This window comes from Desulforamulus aeronauticus DSM 10349 (assembly GCF_900142375.1).
Classification (GTDB): Bacteria; Bacillota; Desulfotomaculia; order Desulfotomaculales; family Desulfotomaculaceae; genus Desulfotomaculum; species Desulfotomaculum aeronauticum.
Genome location: NZ_FRAR01000005.1, coordinates 20,943 through 44,494, shown reverse-complemented (window position 1 = coordinate 44,494; position 23,552 = coordinate 20,943). Strand labels below are relative to the sequence as shown.

Genomic DNA, 23,552 nt, shown 5'->3' with positions numbered 1-23,552 from the left:
ACCTCGCTCTTTGCTAAATTATTGATCTTCTCTGAATCACTAAAGGGTATTGGCCATCTCCTTTGAGTTGCTTCCCCTTGGTGATAAGTATCCGTTTGTCTGCAATAACGTGTTCTAAAAGCGTATCTTCCTCAATGGTACCCCGCTGCATAATAACACTGTTTTTAACCACCGCTCCCTTGCCCACCTTAACACTGCGAAAGATGATGCTGTTCTCCACCTGTCCCTCAATAACGCAACCATTAGCAATGAGAGAGTTTTGTACCTTAGAGGATTCTGTGTATTTGGTGGGTGGACCGTCCTTCACCTTGGTATAGATCAAACCCTTAGCAAAAAACAGCTCCTGTGAGATACTAGGCTTGAGCAAATCCATGCTATGTCGGTAGTAGCTCCGGACACAATCAATCTTGGCCAGATAACCCTGATGGTGGTATCCGTAAATGCGCAGTCGATTTAAGTTCCTGATAAAACCGTCCCTCACTAAATTACATTCCCCACGAGAATGACAACGGCCAATCAAATCCATCAGCAACGCTTTCTCCATGATACACATTTCCATGGAAATTTTAGCACCCTTGGTATAGCCTTGGGTAATTTCTATATCCGTGATACGCCCATCCTGGGAAGTTTCTAGAACATGACACTGGGTCAGACCTTCCTGCAGCTGCTCGGCTTCTTTATAGATGATGGTAATATCTGCATTCATTTTTTTATGAAAAAGAAAAGCCTCTTTAAAATCAATATTACAAAGCATGTTATATCCAGCAAGCAGTACGTATCTTTGTCGACTATAATCTATAAAATCCAGATGAGAATGAAAATGCCGAAAGTCCCACTTGCTGGTGGCGGATGAAGATAAATGAACCGGCGGTAAAAAGAACAAGCCGTCTCTTTTGCGGTCCAGATCCCAGTCCTTGCCTCTGCCTAAATGGTCCATTAAAGCCCGATACTTTTGTTGAACAACCAGACTCACGTTTCTAATGCCAGAGTTCACCATATTGGAGAGTATGAAATCAACCATCCGGTAGCGACCCCCAAAGGGGATCGCTGCCGCAGGACGATGAAAACTAATTTCCTTCAGAAAATCATTATGCTCCATCAAATTGACAATTCCCATGACATCCTTCATACACTCACCCCATTACAGTTCTTTTTAATGATCGTGCCTTTTTCTAGTATTGTTTGTCCCTCAATCACGGTGATCCCTGAACAAGAATTCTGACATGTCAGACATTCTTCAGTTGGGCTACCGATTTGGCAATGGTCTTCGATAATTGCCTCTACGCCAATAATGGCTTTCTCAATTTTTACTTGTCTGCCTATTTTGACATTGGGCATGATCACCGAGTCTTTAACCTCAGCATCCTTGGCAATGGTGACCCCGGAAAAGATGATGGAATGATCCACCTTGCCATAAACAAAACAACCTTCATTAATCAGAGCCTTATGGATATTGGCAGTGGGGGCAATATAGTGGGGCGGGTGGTTAGGATTCACGGAATAGATGCGCCAATTGGGATCATTTAGATGTAAATCGGGGTTTTCCACCAACAGATCCATGTTAGCCTGCCAGAGGCTTTCTATGGTTCCCACATCCCGCCAGTAACCCTTAAAGGGGTAAGCATACAACCGCTGTTCCGCCCCTAGCATCATGGGAATAATATTTTTACCAAAGTCATTGCTGGAACGAGGGTTTTGCTCATCCTCTTCTAGATAGTTTTTTAATAACTCCCAGTTAAAAATATATACCCCCATGGAGGCAAGATTGCTTTTCGGCATGGCAGGTTTTTCTTCAAACTCTATGATTTTAGCGTCTGGTGCTGTATTCATAATGCCAAAACCATGGGCCTCCTCCCAGGGAACCTGGATCACCGCAATGGTGGCATCAGCCTGCTTTTCCTTATGGAAATCCAGCATTAGAGAGTAATCCATCTTATAAATGTGATCCCCGGAAAGCACCAACAGATACTTCGGATTGTACTGGTCAACAAATTCGATATTTTGATAAATCGCATTGGCAGTTCCTTTATACCACTCTCCACCCAATTCCTTAACAAAGGGAGGTAAAACAGTCACTCCGCCAGCTTTTCGATCTAAGTCCCAGTGACTGCCAATGCCAATATATGAGTTGAGAGCCAGGGGTTGGTATTGGGTCAGTACCCCTACCGTATCAAAGCCTGAGTTATTGCAATTACTTAACGTAAAATCAATAATCCGATACTTCCCCCCAAAGGGAACAGCCGGTTTGGCCAGCTTTTTGGTTAGTACCCCAAGTCTGGTACCCTGTCCACCGGCCAGCAACATAGCCACACATTCTTTATTCATGGTCTCCCTCCCCTGTAAAAGAATTCGTTAGATAGGTTGTATTGACTGCCTTTAAAAAGACTACTGCCAAGGGTGGCAGCCGCAGCTCAAGCAAATAAGGCTGATTATGCCAAGACCTTGCTTGAGTTACCAGATGGCCATTGGTTTGGCCAGAACCACCATAGATCTGGTTGTCACTGTTAAAAACCTCATAATATTCGCCCGGGCAAGGTACACCAAGGCAATAATTTTCCCTCACCACCGGAGTAAAATTAGCAATACAAATAATAAAATCCTGATTATTGGCTTGGCGCATAAAGCTAACAACGCTTTGGCTGTAATCATGGGGATCAATCCACTGAAAGCCAATCTCCTGGTGATCCAGTTCCCAGAGACAATTCTCAGCCTGATAAAAATGGTTCAAATCCTTCACATATCCCTGCAACCTCTGATGCATTTCATAATCCAACAGGTGCCAATCCAAGCCTTGTTGCTCGTTCCACTCAATAAACTGACCAAATTCTCCACCCATAAAGAGCAGTTTCTTACCCGGGTGAGCCATCATATAACCGTAAAGAGCACGCAGATTAGCAAACTTTTGCCAGTAATCTCCAGGCATCTTATTTAATAGAGATTTTTTCCCATGTACCACCTCATCGTGGGATAAGGGCAAAACATAGTTCTCTGAGAAAGCATACATAAAAGAAAAGGTCAACAAATGATGATGCCATTTACGGTGTATCGGGTCCATGGCTAAGTAGCGTAGCAAATCATTCATCCAACCCATATTCCATTTAAAGTTATAACCCAACCCTCCCAAATAAGTGGGTTTCGTGACCAAGGGCCAGGCAGTGGATTCTTCAGCCATCATTAAAGCGGCAGGAAAATATTGAAAGACAGTTTCATTTAACTTCTTCATAAAAGCCACCGCTGCCAAATTTTCTCTGCCCCCGTATTGATTGGGCTGCCACTGCCCCGGTTGTTTACCATAATCCAAATAAAGCATGAAGGCAACAGCATCTATTCTCAAACCGTCCACATGAAAGTAATCAAACCAAAATAGAGCGTTGGAAATGAGAAAGCTTTGCACCTCGGGCTTACTGTAATCAAAATTGACGGTACCCCATTGCCAGTTCTCGGACAAGAGTGGGTTAGCCGCTTCATAAAGGGGGCTGCCATCAAACTGCCTTAACCCGTGACTGTCGCGACAAAAATGAGCCGGTACCCAATCTAAAATTACCCCAACATTCCTTTGGTGAAAACGATCCACCAGATACATCAAGTCCTGGGGTGTTCCATAGCGGCTGGTTACCGAATAATAGCCGGTTATTTGATAACCCCAGGAGCCATCCAAGGGATGTTCCATAACTGGCAGGAACTCCACATGGGTATAGCCCATCTCTGCTACATAATCCACCAGTTGATCAGCTAACTCCCGGTAGGTTAGAAAACCACCCCCTTTGGTACGCCAGGAACCTAGATGCACCTCATAGATTACCATCGGACAACCATAGGCAGACTGTCTCTGCCTGGCTTCCTGATATGCCTGATCCTGCCACTGATAACCTGACAAGTCATACACCCGAGAGGCTGTGCGGGGTCTTTTTTCAGAATAAAAGGCATAGGGATCTGATTTATGGAATACCTCACCATGTTGGGTGTGGATCTCGTATTTGTATAAAGCCAGTTCCTTTAGTTCTGGAATAAAAAGTACCCAGAGACCGGACTGGTTAATTTTTTCCATGACATGCCCTTCACCCTGCCAGTGGTTAAAATCCCCTACCACCCGAACCTCTTTCGCCTTTGGCGCCCAGACACAAAACCGTACCCCCGCTGCTACTAGATGTGCTCCCAGCATTCGGTAGCTTTGAAAATGGGTGCCTTCGTGAAATAAATAAGCTTCCTCTTGCTTAATGAAATTTGTCATAGAAAACTCACTTTCACTTTTGAAATAAAATGTTAAATTTTTCCTTTTATGCATTCGCCACTTAAGGTTAATTGTCCTCTATTTACCATTGTATTTCTTATACAATTACTTAACATATATTTTATATCTATACAATAAAAAACCCACAGTTTGTGGTAAACTGTAGGTTTTTTATTGTTTAAGTCAGAGTTAAAAGGGTTTAAAAATAAAGATAAAGACAAGCAGAAGTCCTATCCCCAGGATTAATGAATAACGAATTAGCTTTTTTTCAATAGGCTGTAATTCAAACCACTCCTCTTCAGGACTGGCTAGTTGAGCTTGCCTTGCCAGCTGATCGGCTTCTCTAATCTTTACTTCCGCCATAATTTCAACCTCCCTTACTGCTCTTTAACAACGTAGTACTTAACCCCCAACAATGGGTGGCATGATGCCATGGTAGAAGAGCCAGGATATAAAGAGACCTACCCAGATAATAAAAGCAAACAGACAGACGGTATATACCGCTACAATGCGGCCCATACCTGCATTCCATAACTTACGAACATTGGTAATCAGACCAATGGAGAAAAAGCACAGAGCAAATAAAATAGTTCTTAAACCATTGGCTTCATCGGTACCCACTTTAGCACCTTTAATAATTTCCGGGTCGGCAATACCCCAAAGCAATAACAATAGAAAGGTAAAAGCAAAGCCAATCACAAATTTAGGAAATCTATCCCATATTTCCCGGGCAGATACTTCCCCTTTCGTAGAGGAACCACCGCCTCCCTTTTGATTTAGGTTAAACATGGACCAAAGGATGGCTAAAATAAAGGCCCATACACCAATGAATACATCAATAAATACCTTCGTTGTCGTGGCAGCCATTAGCATCCAACCCTCTTCATATTGAATGCCAGCTTCTTTCAGCGCTTTCGCCCGAATCATGGAGTCAGTAATAGCACCACTAGCTACGGCTCCACCGTCACTTTTTACCGCCAATCCCATCCAAGCACCGGCTACCATCGGTTCTTGGTACAGAAAAGTCTGAGCAAACCAAGGTAATATCAGCATTTCAACGGCCACAAAAACAATAATCACAGCGGAAAGAATCACCGGTACAATGGGACGAGAACGAATAGCACCTCCGGTGGCTATGGCAGCAGAGACACCACAAATAGAAATACCGGATGCCAGGGGAGCAGCCCATTCAGGAGTAAATTTAAAGTATTTTCGAGAGATAAAGTAAACCACAGGCCAATAAATTAAATAGGCTTCCACTACAGCACAAAGTCCCCGGATAATCACTGTGGTGGCTAAACCCATAGCCCCCAGAGTTTTAATTCCTACCGCAGCACCCAAAATAACAATACCGGTCTTGATAAACCATTCCGGTTTGGCCGCTTCTTCTAAGTATTTAGCTACCCCGGGCATGAAATTACCAATGACTAACCCAACAATCATCGCTAAAATAAAGCCCATTTCACCAAGTCCTAAGGACCAGACAATACCCAGATTGGCCTGTTTGTCTGGGGTTGCAGCTATATAAGCATTGTCACCCAGGACAACACAAAGATAGGTAATAGCAAAAATAATACTAAAGCCCACAGCAAATCTCTTGGCATTGGCTCCCATAACTCTGGCACCAATGGTGGTTATCAGTAATAAAAATAAATAAGTCAAAAATAAGGATGTAAATCCTGACATTCCCTGGTAACCCTTAGAAATTGGGGCTATTGCTTTGGAAATATCGGTCCAGGTGGCAGATTTAACCACCCAACCAAGTAGGTCGACACCAAAAATAGGACCGAGGCCCAATACGAAGATAAATAAACCTAACCAGACGGCCCACCAATCTTCGTTTTTCAACATGGGTACCTTACCGGCTACAGAGGCATTGGTATCCGAATGAATCATACTATCCCTCCTGAGAACTTGTTTGTGACCCTACTTAATTAAAGAATCCCAACTTCACCACCCCCTCAATTATATTAATTGAATATTCAGCCTTATAATACTAGGAATTTCTTAGGTAATTGTAACGATGTGTTTACTTTAGGTATATTGCTCCACCTGCCAAAATATTTCTCAAACCTCAAAAAGCTATTAACATTACTTTTATATTACTTTAATATTACCTTTTGGACACAACCATCATTGTTTAGCCAAATTAGAAAGGATTTTTTAGATGATCATGGAAATTTGAACGTAGTAATTCTGGCTTATTGGAGGTTTTGCTGTTGCGCGAGATCAAAGTATCGTTATTACAACCTGGGATGGTCGTGGGCGATACCGTTTATAGTAGCATGGGAGAAGTCTTCCTGAAAAAAGGTGTGGTTCTTACCAATAGATATATCCAGAGGCTATTAAAGACGGGGATTCCTATGATCTCTGTTGAGGATGATACCTTAACCGAAATCGATGTAGATGAGACCATTAGTGCTGAGACCAGAACGGCTGCCATTCAGCAGGTAAAAAATATTTTATTGCAAACGAAGGAATCCGGAAAACTGGTAATTGATCCCTCTGCTTTATATGGTACCGTGGGTGGCTTTACAGATAGTCTTTTAGGCAACAAATCCCTCATGGTAAATCTAGTGGATCTTCGAACGCAAGATGATTATACCTTTGCCCATTCCGTTAATGTTTGCGTATTATCCCTAATGACAGGCATTACCCTGGGCTATTCTAGAGAACACCTACAATTACTCGGCGTCGGGGCTTTACTACACGATTTAGGCAAGGTAAAAATACCAGAAACCATTTTAAATAAGCCCGCCGGCCTTACCCCAGATGAATATGTCATCATGCAAAAACATACCATTTACGGCTTTGAGCTAATTATCCAGTCCAAAGATTTAGCTAATGAACATGCTTTAATTGCTCTGCAACATCACGAAAGTTATGATGGCACAGGTTATCCCTTGGGCGTCAGTGGCAAAAATTTTCATGAACTGGCACAGATTGTCGCCATAGCTGATAAGTTTGATGCGTTAACAGCAAACCGCATTTACCGTAAAGCATACCCGCCCCATGAAGCTTATGAAATGTGTGCAGCCACTGGTAACTATCTATTCAAAGACCCTATCGTAAAAGCTTTTTTACATAATATTGCCGCCTATCCCACCGGTACACTGGTGGAACTTAATAACAATCAAGTTGGCGTGGTAGTGAACACACCGAAGGGCTTTTCACGTTTTCCCAAGATTCGAGTATTATTTGATCATCACCATAGACCCTTGCCTTTACAAAAGGAAATATCTTTAAAGGACGAAATAGGTCTATCTGTGGTGCGTGTACTGGGGGAATCAGATATTCAAAAACTTCTTCAAAGCTACTAAGGAATAAAGCCCCAAAGCTCCCGTTGACTAAGTTCTTCGCACAGTTAGTCTGCCGGAAGTATATTTTTTACTGTTACTGCAAATATTACCTTATGTGTACTTATTTGACTCTTGAGGTGAGCCATGTCAGTAAAATATAAACGTCTTCCCAAACATATAGGCATTATTCCAGATGGCAATCGCAGATGGGCGCAACAACAAGGGCTTGCTAAGGAAGCAGGCTACAACCACGGCATAGATCCCGGCTTTGCTCTGTACGAGCTGTGTTTAGAATTAGGGATACCAGAAGTAACATTTTATGGGTTTACACAGGATAATACCAAGAGACCCGCACCCCAAAAGGCAGCCTTTCAAATGGCCTGTGTGAATGCAGTCAACAAGCTGGCTAACCGTGATGCTTCACTCTTGGTTGTTGGCAACGATAAGTCACCTCAATTCCCGGAGGAATTGAAACCTTTTACCACCAGACAGGTCTTTGGCAAAGATCTTATCAAAATAAACTTTCTGGTTAATTACGGGTGGAAATGGGATATTCAACACGGTCTCCATTCGATTGCCTCTCAGGATATCTCGCGAATTGATTTAATCATTCGTTGGGGGGGCCGCAGAAGACTAAGCGGGTTTTTACCTGTGCAATCCATTTATGCTGATTTTTATATAGTGGATGAATTATGGCCTGATTTTCATGCACAGCACTTTTACGATGCCCTTACATGGTATGAAGAACAGGATATTACCTTAGGTGGTTAGATTTATGCAACAAAATTATGCCAACTAAAATATTAGCCGAATATTTGTAATATTTTTATTGAAATTTAGGCTGGCACATGTTACCATTACTTTAAATTATAGCGAAATTAATAAATAGTCGGTTCCAGTTTATGGTCATCAATTAATTTTTTACAAGAATTTTCAAAATGTATTTAATTGACATAATAATGTGTCAACATTTGGTAATGAGTTAATTAATTGATCTATAAAGCGACCCGTTTTGAGGTGGCTAGTAGCTTTGATTGAGGAGGTAGTAACCCATGATCGATTCTGTGAGCTCTTTCGCGAAAAAGACGAATCGTATTTCCTCCAACCATATCGCTCACAAAAAGCTAGAAGAATTAATTCTTAATCACTTCTGTCAGTCCTATCAGAATCTAAACAAAAGAATCAATACGCTTCTTAATTCTCCCGAGGAAATGGAACATAGCCTAAAACTCGAAGCCACCAGAACCTATCGTAAAGAATCCCAGTTATCACCGTCTCAGTCACGTTGCTCATCGAATGCCACTTCTTCTTGCACCTCTTGTCAAAGCACAGACCCCTTTGATGAACTAACACAGCAGGCCAATCAACATATCCAAGCTAGCATAGAATACGCTCAATCCCTAAAAATATTAGATACAAAGGAAAATAGAATTGCCTATTATAAGATAGCCCAAGCCCTAAATCAATATGGATCCCGTGCTTATGCAGGTGTTCGTTATAATGCAACTGGTGAAATGATATTTTATGATTACCTACTCTATTTCTTACAAGCTTTTACGGTGATAGACAATAAAACTCTGGCTATGAACCCTACTGAGGATCACCAACGCTATTTAAAAGCTGTCGACGAATTAACCGAAACCATTATAATTGCTTTGGACGACGGTGAATTAATTGCTAGCAGCATGTTAATGATCCGCTTAGCAGATACTTTTCTCTTTGCTACCCCTTACATCATGCGATCCTTTGGACAGGAAGCAGCAGCACCATTGATGGATTTCGCCCAATCTCTGTTGATTCTTTCACACGACATGGCTTCCTTGGTTGAAACTCCTGGACAGGTACTTCAATAAAGAAAAAATCCCGGCCATTTAGACCGGGATGTAGTATAACTAATTAATTTATTTGTTAACGTGTTCAGCGATCCACTCTTCTTCGTCAAGGAATTCCAAGAAGGGTTTGTCGAACTGCACCATAGCATTAACCACTAGTTCAACTAAGCCACCATAATGAACATTGAATTTAGCAGTGGCTTGATAGTACTCCAGAATATCCCGAATGGCACCCTTGCAGTTGGAGCAAGGCGCACATACATATTTCGGAGCATCATCTTCCATAACACCCTGGAAGGCCTCTAGGATTTGCTTGAATTTCATCCGGCTGGATACTTTATTTCTAAAATCAGGGAAATTAAAGGAGTTCATGATGGCAAATCCACTACCACCACCACAGCAGAAGTTTTTAGCACCGTGGGGGTACATTTCCCTAAATTGTGGAGCAACCATTTTAATAATCTCACGTTGGGGTTGAATAACACCCATCATTCTAACGATGTTACAGGGATCGTGCAAGGTAACCGGGAAGTTGTTTCTCTTAGGATCTAGTTTATAGACACCCTTCTTCATAACATCTAACAGCAAGGGCAAGAAGCTTTCCCGAGGAATGTTATCTTCCCCTACCAGGGCCCGGTCGATGGAAACCATAGCTGCCTTGTGGGCGTGTCCACACTCAGCAACAACGATTCTTCTTACGCCTAGGTCCTTAGCAGCCTTTACTTGCTGCAGTCCAATTTTTCTGGTTTGAGCGTCATCATAAAATAAGCCGTAGTTTACGTTGTCATAACCAATCATCTCGCTGCTTAAGGTCCAATTTAAGCCAGCTTCTTCAAAAAGAATGGTAAAGGCTGCAGGGTTTTCAGGCCAAGCCATAAATTCACCAGCGTTGTGAGTTAACAGAATATCTGCGCCCTTTTTATCGATGGGAACCTTATATTTTTTGCCGGTTCTTTCATAGAGATCTTCTTCCATGAATTCCATCATATCCAAGAAAGCTTCTCTTGTAATACCGGTACTGGAACCAGTTTTTAATTGCAGCATTGATCCCTTTTCATGCAGCGGTTTGGGAGCAATGCCTAGCTCCATACTGAATATCTTTCTGATTTCCCTTGCCAACAGGCCATTGTCTAAGCCTAGAGGACAGGTTTGGGCACAGCGACGGCAAAGATTACAGCGGTAGGCTAATTCACCCAGACGCAGAATGGTTTCAACATTGATATCAATATCGCCACCGTTAAATCTGGTCCAGAAGCCATCTCCTTTCATGTGCTTCTTAGCAATTTTCCGCAGTACTTCAGAGCGGAAAATGGGTCTGTAAATCTCTTGCTCACCGCTAGCCTTATAAACGTGACAGGCCTCGGAACAGGTGTTGCATTTTGCACAGTATTCAAAACTAAGAAGGAAAGGTTGTAAATAGTTTCTGTTGGTTTCATTGGAGAATAATTTCTCTAGACCCCGCAAAAAGCCTTGTACAAAAGCTTCTTCCTCTTCTTTGGTTTTCGGTCTTTGTAAGGCTTCATTACCCACAAAGCCATCCAGGGTTGTGCAATAATCATCTTTCCAGGAATCTTTAAGGGGTTTAAAACCCGGTTCCATACCCGGCTTGTCATAGGGAGCCGGTAATGACATTAAGTTTTCTATCTTAGATAATTGTTCAGACGGTTTGCCTATATCTTGAGGTCTGATATCAGCCATTTGTAGTTACCTCCTATCCTTATCATCTTTTTACTTCTTGTCCTGTTGCCCTGCAGCAGGATTAATGTGCGGTGCAGACCAGGAGGCTTTGGGTTTATAGCTAATGGCCTGTTTAATAACACCTTCCATTTGGGAATTTCTAATGTTGGGGTCGTTATCCCACAAAACCTTGTGGAATGCAAAGTATTTACCTACATAGTGACTCATCTTCGTTTGGGGGATATAAATCATAACAGCTCCCAACAATAAGATGTGAATCGTTAAAGCAGCATCTGCAGCAACAGGTGAAAAAGTAAATAATGCTTTAAAGATTTCTCTGCCATAGTTAAAGCCGGGATCACCGCTCCAAACGACCAAACCAGATGCTACAACCGCAAACAAAAAGAATAAGTTGAAATACTCTTGCGGAGTGGTATATTTAGCAAAAGAATTGTTCAAAGATCTTTTAAAGAACAGGGCGATAGAACCGAAACCCAGTAAAATAGCACCAACTCCACCAGAAATAAGGGTAACATAGTAAATCAAAGAAGCCAAACCATTACTGCTAACACCCTCAGCAGTGGTTATAGGCAGCCCTGATAGTTCCATAATGGCTCCAACAGCCAATAAAACGGTCCATAAGCCTAGGAAATAAATACCCAAATGCAGTGCATAGGATAGCCACCACTGGCGTTTCTGATTGACAAAAAGATTCTTAATAAAGAGCATTTCCTTTAACATGTCAATAATCTCTCCGGAATGAGAGACTTCTCTGGGCTTGTTCCAGTACTCTAAATCTTCATAATAGGAACCGCCGTAATGTCCTCTTTCACCTGGTTCCTTAGGAACCGGATAGAGCTCCCAGCGACCATGCATTGGCATGTTGGCAAACTGGTAAGCCTTGTACAATGAGAGACCAATGAATGCCACGATGGATAAATAAATAAAGACCGTCAGTAACAAGTAGCATACCTCCTTGATAATATAATTTTTAGTATCTCTTCCCAGAGCATTCCAGCAAGGGCTACTATGTTTGCTTATTTTTTTTGCATATCCCCATTTGAACTCGCAGAAAAGATACAAAAATCCTTTCTAACTGCTTGCAATTCTGCTAACCATAGTGCTTGCTATAAAAAAGTGAAATTACTTGATAATGCTTATCCCAAAACAAGAATTTTGCAGACTTAACCATTGTACAAGGGTAATTATAGTCAATTATTGTCAACTAATCAATATATAATAGTCGGCCAATAATAACATATTTTACCATGACATTTGTTTGAATTGGCGCATTAATAGCTTAATTGACAAAATTATACCATGTTTTGCTTTGGAGTTTCTACACGAACTTATTCGCCGGTAAATAAAATATTATATTTTTAGAGTAATCCTCTTTAGAGTAACCCTCAAGGACTGGTATGTCAAATCGGCAATATTTTACTTAACGTCTTATTTCTTTGTACTAATAGCAATTCCATCCCCCAGGGGAAGAACCACTGTCTCCAATTTGGGGTGTTCCATCACCATTTGCAAATAGGTCCTCAATCGGGCCACTGCGGTTTTATTTCTTCTTTTGTCTATTTCTCCGGAAATAACCATCCCCTTCATAAAAACATCTTCTGCCACTAAAATCCCACCTGGCTCTAACATTTCAATACACTTATCCAAAAACTCTACATATTTTCCCTTTGCTGCATCCAAAAAAATAAAATCGTATGGTCCTGTTAAATCGTAAAGCAGTTCTCTGGCATCACCAAAAATTAACTCTATTTGATCGATTATGCCAGCTTTCTTAAAATATTTTCTGGCAGCCTCTGCCCGGGGAGCATTTATTTCCATAGTGGTAATGTTGCCCTCTCTTGGAAGCACTGCCTTGGCCAGCCACAAGGTAGAATAACCAATGGCGGTACCAACTTCTAAAATGCGAGAGCTGTTTTTAGTGAGTGCTAACCAATAAAGAAGATGTCCCACTTCCGGCTCAACAATGGGAATAATTTTTTCACGGGCCTCCCGTTCCATCTCCAAAAAAACAGCATCTCGGGGTGGTAGCAACTCCCGAATGTATGCACGGACATCTTCATTAATCATATCTAGTTTTCACGCTTCCTTCCTCTGCAGGCTAGAAAAAACCCCTTTGACTCAAGATATACTTTCATTATATACTGAATTCTCCTGCCTGACGTAGCTTTTTGGCATAACGGAAGTATAAAAATTTTGCTAGGCATTAGGACAAACTGGAGCAGACATCAAGATTCTCCTGCCCTTTTAGGGTATAGCGTCAACCAAGTTTTCTTAAGGATCATGTCAGCAACCAGGCAGAAAAATATATATTTTCTGACTATAATAGGACATATTAATATCTAAATAATAAAATGGGGATTATATATGAACTTAATGCACCTAAAAGTTTTTAAAACTCTGGCAGAGACCGAAAATCTCTCTAAAACTTCAAAACTATTGGATCTCTCACAACCCTCTATTAACCATAATATTTACATTTTAGAAGAGCATTACAAGGCAAAACTTTTTGACCGCTCTAACAAAAAACTCAAACTTACTCGTTTTGGGGAAGTGCTCCTGCACTATGTAACGGATATTCTGCAGTTAATCGAAAAGTCGGAACAACATATTCAAACCATGATTAGTGAAGTCAAGGGGCATCTTTCCCTCGGGGCCAGCCACACTATCGCCGAGAACGTGATACCCAAAATTATGGGCATGTTTAACCACGATTATCCTGAGGTAGAGATTCAATTAGAGGTCACCAATACCCAACACATTGTAGACCACATTATGGAAAAAAAATTAGATATTGGACTTATTGAAGGTCCTGTCCAAGAGGAAAACATTATTTCCCAATCCTTTATGCAAGACGAACTGCTAGTGGTATTGCCCTTTAACCATCCCTTAGCTGTTAAAAAGAACCTTACCCTAAAGGAATTAGCCTCTCTTCCTTTTGTCTTAAGGGAAAAGGGCTCCGGTACTCGGGAAGTCATGGAATCGGCATTAACAAGGGCGGGCTTGGATTTAAGGACATTGAAAACCGTCATGGAATTGGGAAACACCCAAGCCGTAATTGGTGCCGTAGAAGCAGGTCTTGGTGCAACCATCTTATCGGGATTAGCTGTCAGCAAAGAAATTCAATTAAAGACAGTTAAAACCTGTAAAATCAGTAATGTTAGCATTGTTCGTAATTTCTCTTTGATATATCATAAGCTTCACCCCCTGTCTTCTATTTGTGAAACTTTTCTTTCCTTTATATCTTCAAAAGATACCCTGAAAATTTTTAAAGACAATTAACTTTTAGGCTGCTAAATAGTGGCCTATTTTTATTTTGTCGGAAAATCACAGATCCGAAAAAATTTTCTTACTATTTTATTAATTGCAGGAATTTATAATATTTCGAAGAATAATAGTTAGGCATAGGATTGTTCTTCTTTTCTCAATATATCAAAAAATATACGCGGGTTTTCATCAAGGGTCAGGCAGCTTTTCTATAAAGCCTGACCTATTTTTATTGTCGCCCTAATATGATTTAGATAAGAACTTTTTGCTAGTCCCAAATACAAACCAAAGGGAGGAGAGTAAATGGAAAACCGCTCAGCAAAACCACAATCAGTATCAAGGCGGGGCTTCCTCAAGATGCTTGGGGGAGCAGGTCTGGCAGGCGTAGCTGCAAATATTACCGGCTGCAGCACTGACCAGGCTGGAGGCAAGGGCTGGATGCCCCAGCAGTACCAGGTTGCCAGTTCCTGGCCAGTACAAGTAAGAGGACGTGTACCCATCGATCCTACTAACCCCTCGATCACTAGGGATGACAAGAAATGTATCCTTTGTGGTCAATGCATTGAGGCCTGCGAAAAGGTGCAAACCGTCATGGGGTACTATGAACTGCCCATTAAAGATGACATCACCTGCGTCAATTGCGGTCAGTGTACGCTTTGGTGCCCCACTGCAGCCATCACTGAAGTGGATCACACAGAAAAAGTATTTAAGGCTCTGGAAAACAAGGATCTCCACGTAGTTGTGCAAACTGCTCCAGCCACCCGGGTAGCCCTGGGCGAAGAGTTTGGCTTGCCAGCTGGTAGCGTAGTCGAGGGCAAACAAGTGGCCGCCCTCAAGAAGCTTGGCTTTGCTGGAGTCTTTGACACTAATTTTACCGCCGACCTTACCATCATGGAGGAAGGCTCTGAGCTGGTTGCACGGGTCACCGGTGATTTGAAAAAGCCTCTACCGCAGTTCACCTCCTGTAGCCCTGGCTGGGTGAAGTTCTGCGAATATTATTACCCCGACCTACTGGAGCACATGTCCTCAGCCAAATCTCCCCAGCAGATGATGGGTGCCGTTGTGAAATCCTATTATGCCAAGCAAAAGGGGATTGATCCTCAGAAAATTTACTCGGTTTCCATCATGCCTTGTACCGCCAAAAAATATGAGTGCCAGCGCCCCGAAATGAACAGTGCTGGTGAAAAAATTGGCAAGCCAGACATGATGGATGTTGACGCAGTATTAACCACCCGTGAACTAGCCCGTATGATTAAGAAAAAAGGTATCGACTTTACTCAACTAGCCGATGAAAAGTACGACTCCATGTTGGGCGAAGGCACCGGTGCTGCTGTTATCTTTGGAACCACCGGTGGTGTTATGGAAGCGGCGGTCCGTTCGGCTTACTTCTTAATTACGAAGCAAAATCCACCGGATGCTCTACTCACCCTAACACCGGTACGGGGACTTACCGGCGTAAAAGAAGCTGCCCTGGAAATTCCCGGTGTCGGTCCTGTGAGGGTTGCCGTATGTTCTGGTTTGAGCAATGCCCGTAAGATCCTGGATGAAGTCAGAGAGGATTTAAAAGCAGGTAACCCACTACGTTACCATTTCATTGAGTTTATGAGTTGCCCCGGCGGCTGCATTGGTGGTGGCGGCCAACCAAGAACTTCCTTACCTCCATCCGATGCTGTTCGTCAGGCCCGTCTAGACAGCCTTTACACCATGGATGCCAAAATGTATAAAAAGCGTCTAAGCCATGAAAACCAGGAGGTCCTGGATATTTATAAAAACTTCTTTGAACATCCCATGAGCCATTTGGCGGAAGAACTTCTTCATACAGAATATACCGATCGTGGCAAACAACTGACCGCCAAGAAAAAGGCGTAATTTTAAAACTTACGGGAGGTGAAAAATATGGCAAAGGGCGTATTAGTTGATCTTACCAAGTGTATAGGCTGCGGTAGTTGCACAGTAGCCTGCAAGTTATGGAATGATAAAAAATTCAGTGTAGAAGAACCCACTGTGGGACCTGCTGCAATAGCAAAGCTAACGGCCAATAACTGGACGGTAGTTCAACATAATGAAATCAAAAAAGATAACGAAACAGTTTGGAGATTTGCTAAAAAACAATGTCTCCATTGTCAAGATCCCGCCTGTGCATCGGCATGTTTTGCCAAGGCTCTGCAAAAAACCAAAGAGGGCCCGGTAATCTATTACCCCCACCTTTGTGTTGGCTGCCGTTATTGTATGATTGCTTGCCCCTTTAACGTTCCAAAATACGAATGGGATAAGGCGTTCCCGCTGGTTTCCAAATGTCAGATGTGTTCCACCAAGGTTGATAAAGGTGAAGCTCCTGCCTGTGTTAGTGTGTGCCCTGCTGGCGTCTTTCAGTTCGGTGAACGGGAGAAACTCCTGCAAGAGGCTAAATCCATCATTGCTAAAGACATTAACTATGTGAAGGATATCTATGGCGAACAGCAAGCTGGCGGTACTTCCTGGCTGTATATTTCAGATGTTCCTTTCGAACAGTTAGGCTTTAGAACCGACCTTGGTACTGTTCCGCTGTCTACCTATTCCCATAATTTCTTGAAATACACCCCTGTTGTAGCTGTAAGCTGGGGTATTATCTTAACCGGTTTGTACCACTACACCAAGCGGCGTAACACCATTTCTGAGGAGAATAAAAACGTTAAATTATAATTAAAAAGAACTTATTTATTTATAAAAATTTTTTATAACAAATCTATATTAGGGGGGAAATCAATGGCAGCTCAAGGTTGGAGTTTTCGCATGACTCCCATTCGCAAGTTGTTAATTCTCCTGGCCACCATTTGTGTAGGCGTATGCATTTTCCGTCTGGCAACTGGCTTGGGCCTGGTCACCAATTTGAATGATGAGTGGCCCTGGGGTCTCTGGATTGGTTTTGATGTACTGACTGGGGTGGCCTTAGCCGGTGGCGGATACTTTACGGCCATTGTTGTACACGTACTGCACAGGCATCAATACCACATTATTGCCCGTAGCGCTATGCTAACCTCTTTGTTAGGCTATCTTCTGGTCATGGCCGGTTTGTTCTTGGACATCGGTCAATGGTTCAACTTCTGGCGCCCCTTTGTTTCCTGGGGTCATACCTCCGTGTTATTTGAAGTTTTCTGGTGTGTTTCCTGTTACACCACCGTACAGGTTTTAGAATTCGGTGAAATATTCACTGAGCGTGTGGGTAAGAAATGGCATACTATATTTAAAAATGCTATGCCCGTTTTGATGATTGTTGGTATCATTTTCCCAACCCTACACCAGTCTTCCCTGGGCGGTCTGTATTTAATAGCTGTTGATAAGCTTTATCCTCTGTGGTGGTCCACCTTAATTCCCTACTTTTTCTTAATCTCTTCCTTCTTTGTTGGTCCTGCTATGATCTGCGTCGAATCCACTTTAGCAGGTAACGCCTACAAGCACAAAGTGCCGGTTGAAGTATTAAGGGGTTTGGCTAAAATAGGTGGTTGGTTTATGGTTCTTTACCTGGCTTTAAAACTTTTCGACCTGTCCAACCGAAACGTTTGGGATTTGGTCTTTGCCGGTAATCTGGAGTCCACCATGTTCCTCATTGAACTGCTCTTTGGGGTAATTATTCCTATCCTTATCGTATTCAGCGGTATGAGTAAATCCCGCTCTGGCCTATTCATCTATGGCTTGCTGGTAAGCGGTGGAGTTATTCTCAATCGTATGAACGTTGTATTCACTGGCATGTCTGGTAAGACTGGCGGCTCCTACTTCCCCTCCATCTGGGAATGGTCCGTAAGCATTGGTCTGGTGGCCATTGGTGTGCTGGTATACTGCTTTGTTGTGGAAAACTTCAGAATCTTAGAGCATGAAGAACATCATGCTTAAATAAGCGTAAAAAAGCAGCCCGCCTGGGCTGCTTTTTTACGCTTCCTCCGTTAGAAGAACTTGCTTCATTCTCTCCATCATACTACCGCCAAATACTTCTCCTGTTTTGGCCTGCCCAGCCAAGGGGCCGTGGCCAAAACCAGCAGCGATATCCGTTAGCACCACCTTAATGGCTTTCATGCGACGCCGATAGAATTCTTCGTGACTGACCTCCTGTTCAGAAATATTCAGTTTGTTTCTTACTACATCCGGACCATAGAGTAAAGGCAACAGCATTTGGGCAATATTCCGATTCATCCAAACCTGGCTGTTTAATTGAGTGGTAGCATAGTTAATTACCTCTAGGTATAAATCGGATAATTCATAAAACTTCTGGCTCTCTGCATCGTCCAGCCACTCTTGCACCGACCAGTTTCTTTCACTTTTATGTCCCAAACAAAAATCCATTTTTTCTACTAAAAAAATACGCTCCACTTTTTTACCATCAGGCTCAAAACGGACAGCACGACCAATGGGGTAGGTGCGGCAGTTCCGAGAGCGAACCGGATATATCTGGCACCGACCATCCTCTAACATAAAGATACAGGGACCATCTTCTGCGTGCTTTAGTCTGACATAAGCCCATTTTAGTTCATGGCCAAAATCATACTTACAGTATTCCGCTAAAAACTCTCGCCCAGAAATACCTAAATGTCTAGCCATTGTTTCGATATCCCAGGGGTCTAATAAAATTGTAATGCTGTTACAGCAGCGTCCCATACACTGCGTCTTACATTCAAAGGTGAATTGATATTCCATAGGAACACCAGCCAACGAGCCATCATCTAATCTTTTCAATAGCTCTTGTTTATAGTTATAGACCATCATCCTAACTCCCTTCAGCTTTTTATTTACTAAATTCGACACCGGATAAATTTTACCTTGTGAAATTAATAGTTAAGTTGCAATAAATCTAACAGTATCTTTTAAATATTCACAATTAACTTTCTAATTTTCCTAGTAAAACTTGATCTTTCCCAATCGTTTTAATATCTAATTTATGCTATATTGCAAGCAAAATAGTGAATTTTATCACATGAAAGGGAGTGAGTGGATATGCTGAAAAAATTAACTATCCAATTCTGTAAGCTAATAGCCTTCCCTGCCTGGATTTTAATCGCAGCTTCTTGCCTGACCATGGTTCTAGTTAGCTGCGTATCCTGGTTATTCTTCAACATTCCCAAAAAATGCTTTGCCAGTCTCTTTTAGTGACCTAATAATAAACTTCGTCCAGCGCCATAACCAGCTCATACGGGAGTTTAAATCCAATTTGCTGTGCGACTGCGGCGTTTAAAGTTATGCAGGGCGCACTTTGGAAGGACTGTTCCAACTCGCGGGGTTTCGCTCCCAGCAGGCATTTACTAATATTATCAGCTCCGAAGCGGCCTATATTTACCTCATCCATCACAGAAACTGTAAGGAGAGCTCCATTTTCAACTTCAATATTGCCCAATTGCGAAAAAATAGGGATTTTTTGCTGGTAGAAGGGTTGAAACAGTTCAGGCAGTTTCTCACTCTCCAGGGAGGCTATTGTAACATATACTGCATCAACTTCTGCCGCCAATTGCTCATAAGCCGCTTGAACTTCCCGGTAATATCCCGGGAACTCTCCGGAATTCCTCGGCTCTCTGACGTGGTAACGTACGATTTCAAATCCTTTTTCCTGCGCCAAGCTTTCCACTTCGCTTACCGCCGAGTATATCCTGGCATTATCCGAGTTTTCATAAACCATGCCCAGTTTCTTAAAATTCACAATATCATAAAAAGCCCTAATTTGACGTGCAAAGCGCTGTTCGTCCATGTGAGCCCATACATTGTCTTTCCCTGAATCCTCTGTCGAATCAATGATTCCCGACCGGACCGCATTGGAAGCGGCAAAAGCAAAAACGTTCGTATGATGTGAGGAATCGCTTAACAAAACTCCTGCCTGCGTGCCCATCGCCAGCATGAGATCAATATCTTTTTGATGCCGCAGGCGTTCAAGTATCCCTTCCCTGTTCGTGTCCGGCTCTTTGAGATTATAGAAGGCGCCATCGACAAATTGAATGTATGGGCTCACCTCCCGAGAAGACAGCCATTCCCAAATTACTTTACTGTTCCCGCTGTTTGCTATCCGGTCAAATCCTGTAAGATCATTGATCCAACCTGTTTCCTCCAACCCCTTGACAAGAGCCACTAATGTCCGGGTATAGGTAACAAAGGTTTCGCTTTCACAATAACCTATACGCCACTTGGTACCATCCGCTCGGGCGCAAGGCGCATCCGTGTCTAAATCACCGGCCTGCACAGGATGGATGGTAAGACTGGCTGCAGCCAAACAGCACAGCAGCATTCCCACAATCGTTATTTCTTTGAGCTTTTTCACCTTGCCACCGCCCCTGCTTGGCAATAATGATTGCCGCTGAAAAGGTTCTTCTCAACTTTATCTGCTACCGCTCTGCAGGAAAGGCAGTACTTCCCCAGGGTGCAACTTCGGCAGGGCTCTCCTTTGTTGTCTTCAAATCTGCGCAATTTATCCAGTACTTCGGAATGCTGCCAATAATCTGCAATTAGCTCATAGCTCTCCGGATATAATAAATGCCTGCAAGGGATCAAATTCCCATCCACATCCACAGCCATGGAACTGCGGCCTGCACCGCACCCTTTATCAAAACCGGTGTTGCCGTTCCAGAGGAAATGCTGCTGGATAAAGGCCCGTAAAGGGGAAAAACAGGGTTCTATTGCGACAGGAATATCCTGTTGATGATGTTTCTTCAGATAATCGGCCAACAGGATAAAATTTTCCCTGCTTAATGAAGCTGGCAGCTCATATGCCGCATCCGGTTTGGATTCCACGATGACAACACCCCTGACCCCCATACTTTGTGCCAGCTCCACCAGATTTGGGAAATCAGGAACATTATCATTTCGCGCCACCCAATTGATATAATAATCAGCCTGACCGTCTTGCTGCAAAAGCCGCAAGGCATTGATTGCCAGCGCATAGCCCTGGCGGGATTTGTCGTTTATTTCCGGGCTAGAGCCGTTTAGGGAAACATATATTTCGCCCACACCGGCACTTTTTAACGTCTGAAGTTTTACGGTATCAACCCCCCAGCCGCTGATGGCGATAGCCGATTTTATACCCTTGGCGTGGATAGCCTGCAAAAGTTCCTCCAAGTATGGATAAACAAGCGTCTCCCCTCCGCTTAAAGAGATAAGCGGTATTTTTAGTGCCGCAGCCTGATCTATATATTTTAGGGCCAGTTCCGGCTTAATGTCCTTGCCCTGGTGGAAATCGCAATAACACTGAGGACAGCGCAGGGGACAGCGGGTGGTCAGCTGGATGTTAATCATCTCCGGCGCGCGCATGGATCTGAGCGGTGCCTGCACTTCATCCGTCAAATCATTGACCTCCTTCCATTCATATCATTTTGGCATATAAAATTTTGATGCCGTCTTCATCCCTACATTGAGAAAATCCCCGGTAGCCGTCACGCAGTAACTTTTTCTGCCTGGTCAAAGATGTATTGGCGATGCTGATGGCATTGGCGGTGTCTAATTGTATCGGCTGAATTAAGTCCTTATATACGACATACCGGTCCCAGTCAAAGTACATCTTAGCTACCTTAGCAATCTGCAAACCCAAAGAAGTCACTGTTTGAACACTGGCATAGTTAAAGGGTGAGACTGTCGTAAACAGGTATCTGGATGTTCCTCTCTTTGCCAACCGGCGGTCCAGAATGCCGGCCAGCTTGCACTGTAATTTATGGCCGCGCAAATCGGGATCGACCAGAGATAATTCGAATTGGGCAACCTGTGCCAGCTCTGCATCGTTAAAGTCAAGTTCCCGGGCCATATTTTGTTTGTAGTCCACCTCAAACAGTAGAGAACATGCTGCATACATCCGGTCCTGGATAAATAAACCCAGGGATTCCCCGCCGCCTGCCAAGATAAACCGCAGTTCTGTTTCTGGAATGGGTACATAGTATTCTTTACACGTTAGATCCCCAATTACATGGTCCTGCAACTGTAGGACCCGCTCTATGTCACCGGGATCCAATACCCTGATGATATACGGACACAGCCTCTCTTCAGGGCCGACGGTTATCTGGCCCTGTTCGACCACTTCGCTAAACACTTTTTTCAATGGAAGCCTCCCCAAATGGTTCCAATTCATTGATATGAGTAATGTTCAGGTTGTATAAAGTTCCTAACCCGGCAAGCAGATTATCTTCGATATATTTCCATTGGTCTGCGGGCGTGTAACCGGAAAAACGCGAACGGCAAATATTGATTAACCCCGGTTTTAGGTTATTATTTTTCAGGAAATCAATAAAACGGTTGATTCTTTTGTCAATCGTATCCGCTGTTACCTTTTTCAAGTCCTTTTCTTCCTGCCGCTCCGTATAGTAAAGGTAATAACGCTCCGCCTCTTTTCCCGTCGAAAAAGCTGCCGCAGGCATAAGCCGCAAAGGGTGATATTTATTGTTGATAAAGTCCAGGTAAGCCTCTTCGGTGATCTCGATTTTTGTTTTCGCCGAGGACAGGGAATTGTCGCAGGAGAAATAATCCAGGTCAATATCCAGAATCAAGGGCTGGCCGGTGATAAATTGACCGGTTATCCCGATTGCCTGATAACTGAAAAACTGATATTGACCCCATTGCGTATTATCAGACTCTAACCGGCGCCGTAGTAACGGCTTAACCTCTCCGGTCTCAAAATATTTTCCCTGGGACTGCCAGGAAGCGACATATTGGTGAATCTTTTTTCCACAATAAGCATCGTACCTGCACAAGTAGGTATAGTTATTGATGATTCCTCTGTAAATTGCCGGTATGATAAAACTGGCAATACCCAGTTCCCGATAGCCATAGTTATAAATTGCCGGCAAATCATCGGCCAGTTCATCCACTGAAGCATTGAGCCGGGTACTTCCCATATCTTCATGGGAGTCCACATGCAGTAAGGTGTTCCCAAAGGGACGGATGAAGCCGTTAAAATACCCGTAGCTCCAGATAAAAAAGGCCTCGTGATGTTCTTCAATTATAAACAGCGGGACAGTGAAGGTACGCGTCATGTTTTACTCCTTCTCCTGGCCCAGGAGCCAAGACTTTTTGATATACGGGGGTAGGACAAAAAAGGGGCCCTCCTGTGGGCAAGCCCCCTCTTCTTCGAGAAAAACGATATGCTCAAGAATCTCCGCATCCTGTCCGGCGAGCAGGCGGATGGCAGCGCGGCTGTCCTTCAGGCATAATTCACGATAGTCTTTGTCCAGTGCCGCCTTTTGGGCTATTTCCTTAAACAGATTTTGTAGTTCTTTATATCCCAACTGCCAT

Annotated in this window: 21 protein-coding genes; 7 read left to right on the top strand and 14 right to left on the bottom strand. The window is 43.1% G+C overall.

What is annotated here, in order from left to right; translation table 11 throughout:
* Positions 1-13: 13 nt before the first annotated feature.
* The 5 genes from glgD to BUA78_RS01470 all read right to left on the bottom strand — a co-directional run bounded on the left by glgD (position 14) and on the right by BUA78_RS01470 (position 6,127).
* The gene (glgD, locus tag BUA78_RS01485; RefSeq protein ID WP_072910518.1) at positions 14-1,129 is read right to left on the bottom strand and encodes a glucose-1-phosphate adenylyltransferase subunit GlgD; all 1,116 of its coding nucleotides are present in this window, start codon (positions 1,127-1,129) and stop codon (positions 14-16) included.
* Positions 1,126-2,325 carry a glucose-1-phosphate adenylyltransferase gene (locus BUA78_RS01480; RefSeq protein ID WP_072910517.1) on the bottom strand — a complete coding sequence of 400 codons (1,200 nt, stop codon included), beginning with the start codon at positions 2,323-2,325 and terminating at the stop codon, positions 1,126-1,128. Before BUA78_RS01480 ends, glgD begins: the two co-directional genes overlap by 4 nt.
* Complete coding sequence (gene glgB / locus BUA78_RS01475; RefSeq protein WP_072910516.1) at positions 2,318-4,231, bottom strand: 1,4-alpha-glucan branching protein GlgB; 1,914 nt, start codon at positions 4,229-4,231, stop codon at positions 2,318-2,320. The genes BUA78_RS01480 and glgB overlap by 8 nt, the downstream gene beginning before the upstream one ends.
* Before the next feature lie 189 nt (positions 4,232-4,420).
* A complete protein-coding gene (locus BUA78_RS20055) occupies positions 4,421-4,594 on the bottom strand; it encodes a hypothetical protein (RefSeq protein ID WP_175548950.1) in 174 nt (57 codons plus the stop codon).
* Positions 4,595-4,633: 39 nt separating this feature from the next.
* The gene (locus BUA78_RS01470; protein ID WP_072910515.1) at positions 4,634-6,127 is read right to left on the bottom strand and encodes a putative sulfate exporter family transporter; all 1,494 of its coding nucleotides are present in this window, start codon (positions 6,125-6,127) and stop codon (positions 4,634-4,636) included.
* 323 nt (positions 6,128-6,450) lie between these two features.
* Here BUA78_RS01470 and BUA78_RS01465 point away from each other — a divergent pair, with 323 nt between their 5' ends.
* The 3 genes from BUA78_RS01465 (at position 6,451) to BUA78_RS01455 (ending at position 9,383) form a co-directional block, all read left to right on the top strand.
* Positions 6,451-7,551: an HD-GYP domain-containing protein gene (locus BUA78_RS01465; RefSeq protein WP_072910514.1), complete on the top strand. Its 1,101-nt coding sequence runs from the start codon at positions 6,451-6,453 to the stop codon at positions 7,549-7,551.
* A gap of 123 nt (positions 7,552-7,674) precedes the next feature.
* The gene (locus BUA78_RS01460; protein WP_072910513.1) at positions 7,675-8,301 is read left to right on the top strand and encodes an undecaprenyl diphosphate synthase family protein; all 627 of its coding nucleotides are present in this window, start codon (positions 7,675-7,677) and stop codon (positions 8,299-8,301) included.
* Between the two features lie 281 nt (positions 8,302-8,582).
* Positions 8,583-9,383 carry a hypothetical protein gene (locus tag BUA78_RS01455; RefSeq protein ID WP_072910512.1) on the top strand — a complete coding sequence of 267 codons (801 nt, stop codon included), beginning with the start codon at positions 8,583-8,585 and terminating at the stop codon, positions 9,381-9,383.
* Positions 9,384-9,431: 48 nt separating this feature from the next.
* Here BUA78_RS01455 and BUA78_RS01450 read toward each other — a convergent pair whose 3' ends face one another.
* The 3 genes from BUA78_RS01450 to BUA78_RS01440 all read right to left on the bottom strand — a co-directional run bounded on the left by BUA78_RS01450 (position 9,432) and on the right by BUA78_RS01440 (position 13,127).
* Positions 9,432-11,060, bottom strand: coding sequence for a (Fe-S)-binding protein (locus tag BUA78_RS01450; RefSeq protein WP_072910511.1), 1,629 nt, complete (start codon positions 11,058-11,060; stop codon positions 9,432-9,434).
* A 30-nt stretch (positions 11,061-11,090) separates the two neighbouring features.
* Complete coding sequence (locus tag BUA78_RS01445) at positions 11,091-12,002, bottom strand: respiratory nitrate reductase subunit gamma (RefSeq protein WP_072910510.1); 912 nt, start codon at positions 12,000-12,002, stop codon at positions 11,091-11,093.
* A gap of 486 nt (positions 12,003-12,488) precedes the next feature.
* Positions 12,489-13,127, bottom strand: a complete 639-nt coding sequence (locus tag BUA78_RS01440; protein WP_072910509.1) for an O-methyltransferase — start codon at positions 13,125-13,127, stop codon at positions 12,489-12,491.
* Positions 13,128-13,424: 297 nt separating this feature from the next.
* Here BUA78_RS01440 and BUA78_RS01435 point away from each other — a divergent pair, with 297 nt between their 5' ends.
* From BUA78_RS01435 to nrfD, 4 genes are all read left to right on the top strand, one after another.
* Positions 13,425-14,339 carry a LysR family transcriptional regulator gene (locus tag BUA78_RS01435; protein WP_072910508.1) on the top strand — a complete coding sequence of 305 codons (915 nt, stop codon included), beginning with the start codon at positions 13,425-13,427 and terminating at the stop codon, positions 14,337-14,339.
* 288 nt (positions 14,340-14,627) lie between these two features.
* Positions 14,628-16,193: a [FeFe] hydrogenase, group A gene (locus BUA78_RS01430; RefSeq protein WP_072910507.1), complete on the top strand. Its 1,566-nt coding sequence runs from the start codon at positions 14,628-14,630 to the stop codon at positions 16,191-16,193.
* A gap of 27 nt (positions 16,194-16,220) precedes the next feature.
* Complete coding sequence (locus tag BUA78_RS01425) at positions 16,221-17,006, top strand: 4Fe-4S dicluster domain-containing protein (RefSeq protein ID WP_072910506.1); 786 nt, start codon at positions 16,221-16,223, stop codon at positions 17,004-17,006.
* Between the two features lie 63 nt (positions 17,007-17,069).
* Positions 17,070-18,194, top strand: a complete 1,125-nt coding sequence (nrfD, locus tag BUA78_RS01420; RefSeq protein ID WP_072910505.1) for an NrfD/PsrC family molybdoenzyme membrane anchor subunit — start codon at positions 17,070-17,072, stop codon at positions 18,192-18,194.
* A 36-nt stretch (positions 18,195-18,230) separates the two neighbouring features.
* On the opposite strand, the gene BUA78_RS01415 is transcribed toward nrfD, so the two are convergent.
* The 6 genes from BUA78_RS01415 to BUA78_RS01390 form a co-directional block, all read right to left on the bottom strand.
* Complete coding sequence (locus BUA78_RS01415; protein ID WP_238456677.1) at positions 18,231-19,061, bottom strand: YkgJ family cysteine cluster protein; 831 nt, start codon at positions 19,059-19,061, stop codon at positions 18,231-18,233.
* Between the two features lie 385 nt (positions 19,062-19,446).
* On the bottom strand, positions 19,447-20,598 hold the full coding sequence (locus BUA78_RS01410; RefSeq protein WP_072910503.1) for an ABC transporter substrate-binding protein: 1,152 nt from the start codon (positions 20,596-20,598) through the stop codon (positions 19,447-19,449).
* Positions 20,595-21,617, bottom strand: coding sequence for a radical SAM/SPASM domain-containing protein (locus BUA78_RS01405; RefSeq protein ID WP_072910502.1), 1,023 nt, complete (start codon positions 21,615-21,617; stop codon positions 20,595-20,597). The genes BUA78_RS01410 and BUA78_RS01405 overlap by 4 nt, the downstream gene beginning before the upstream one ends.
* 19 nt (positions 21,618-21,636) lie before the next feature.
* Positions 21,637-22,362, bottom strand: coding sequence for a hypothetical protein (locus tag BUA78_RS01400; RefSeq protein ID WP_072910501.1), 726 nt, complete (start codon positions 22,360-22,362; stop codon positions 21,637-21,639).
* Positions 22,346-23,293, bottom strand: coding sequence for a peptide arginase family protein (locus BUA78_RS01395; RefSeq protein ID WP_072910500.1), 948 nt, complete (start codon positions 23,291-23,293; stop codon positions 22,346-22,348). The genes BUA78_RS01400 and BUA78_RS01395 overlap by 17 nt, the downstream gene beginning before the upstream one ends.
* Positions 23,294-23,296: 3 nt before the next feature.
* Complete coding sequence (locus BUA78_RS01390) at positions 23,297-23,545, bottom strand: hypothetical protein (RefSeq protein ID WP_072910499.1); 249 nt, start codon at positions 23,543-23,545, stop codon at positions 23,297-23,299.
* Positions 23,546-23,552 lie beyond the last annotated feature (7 nt).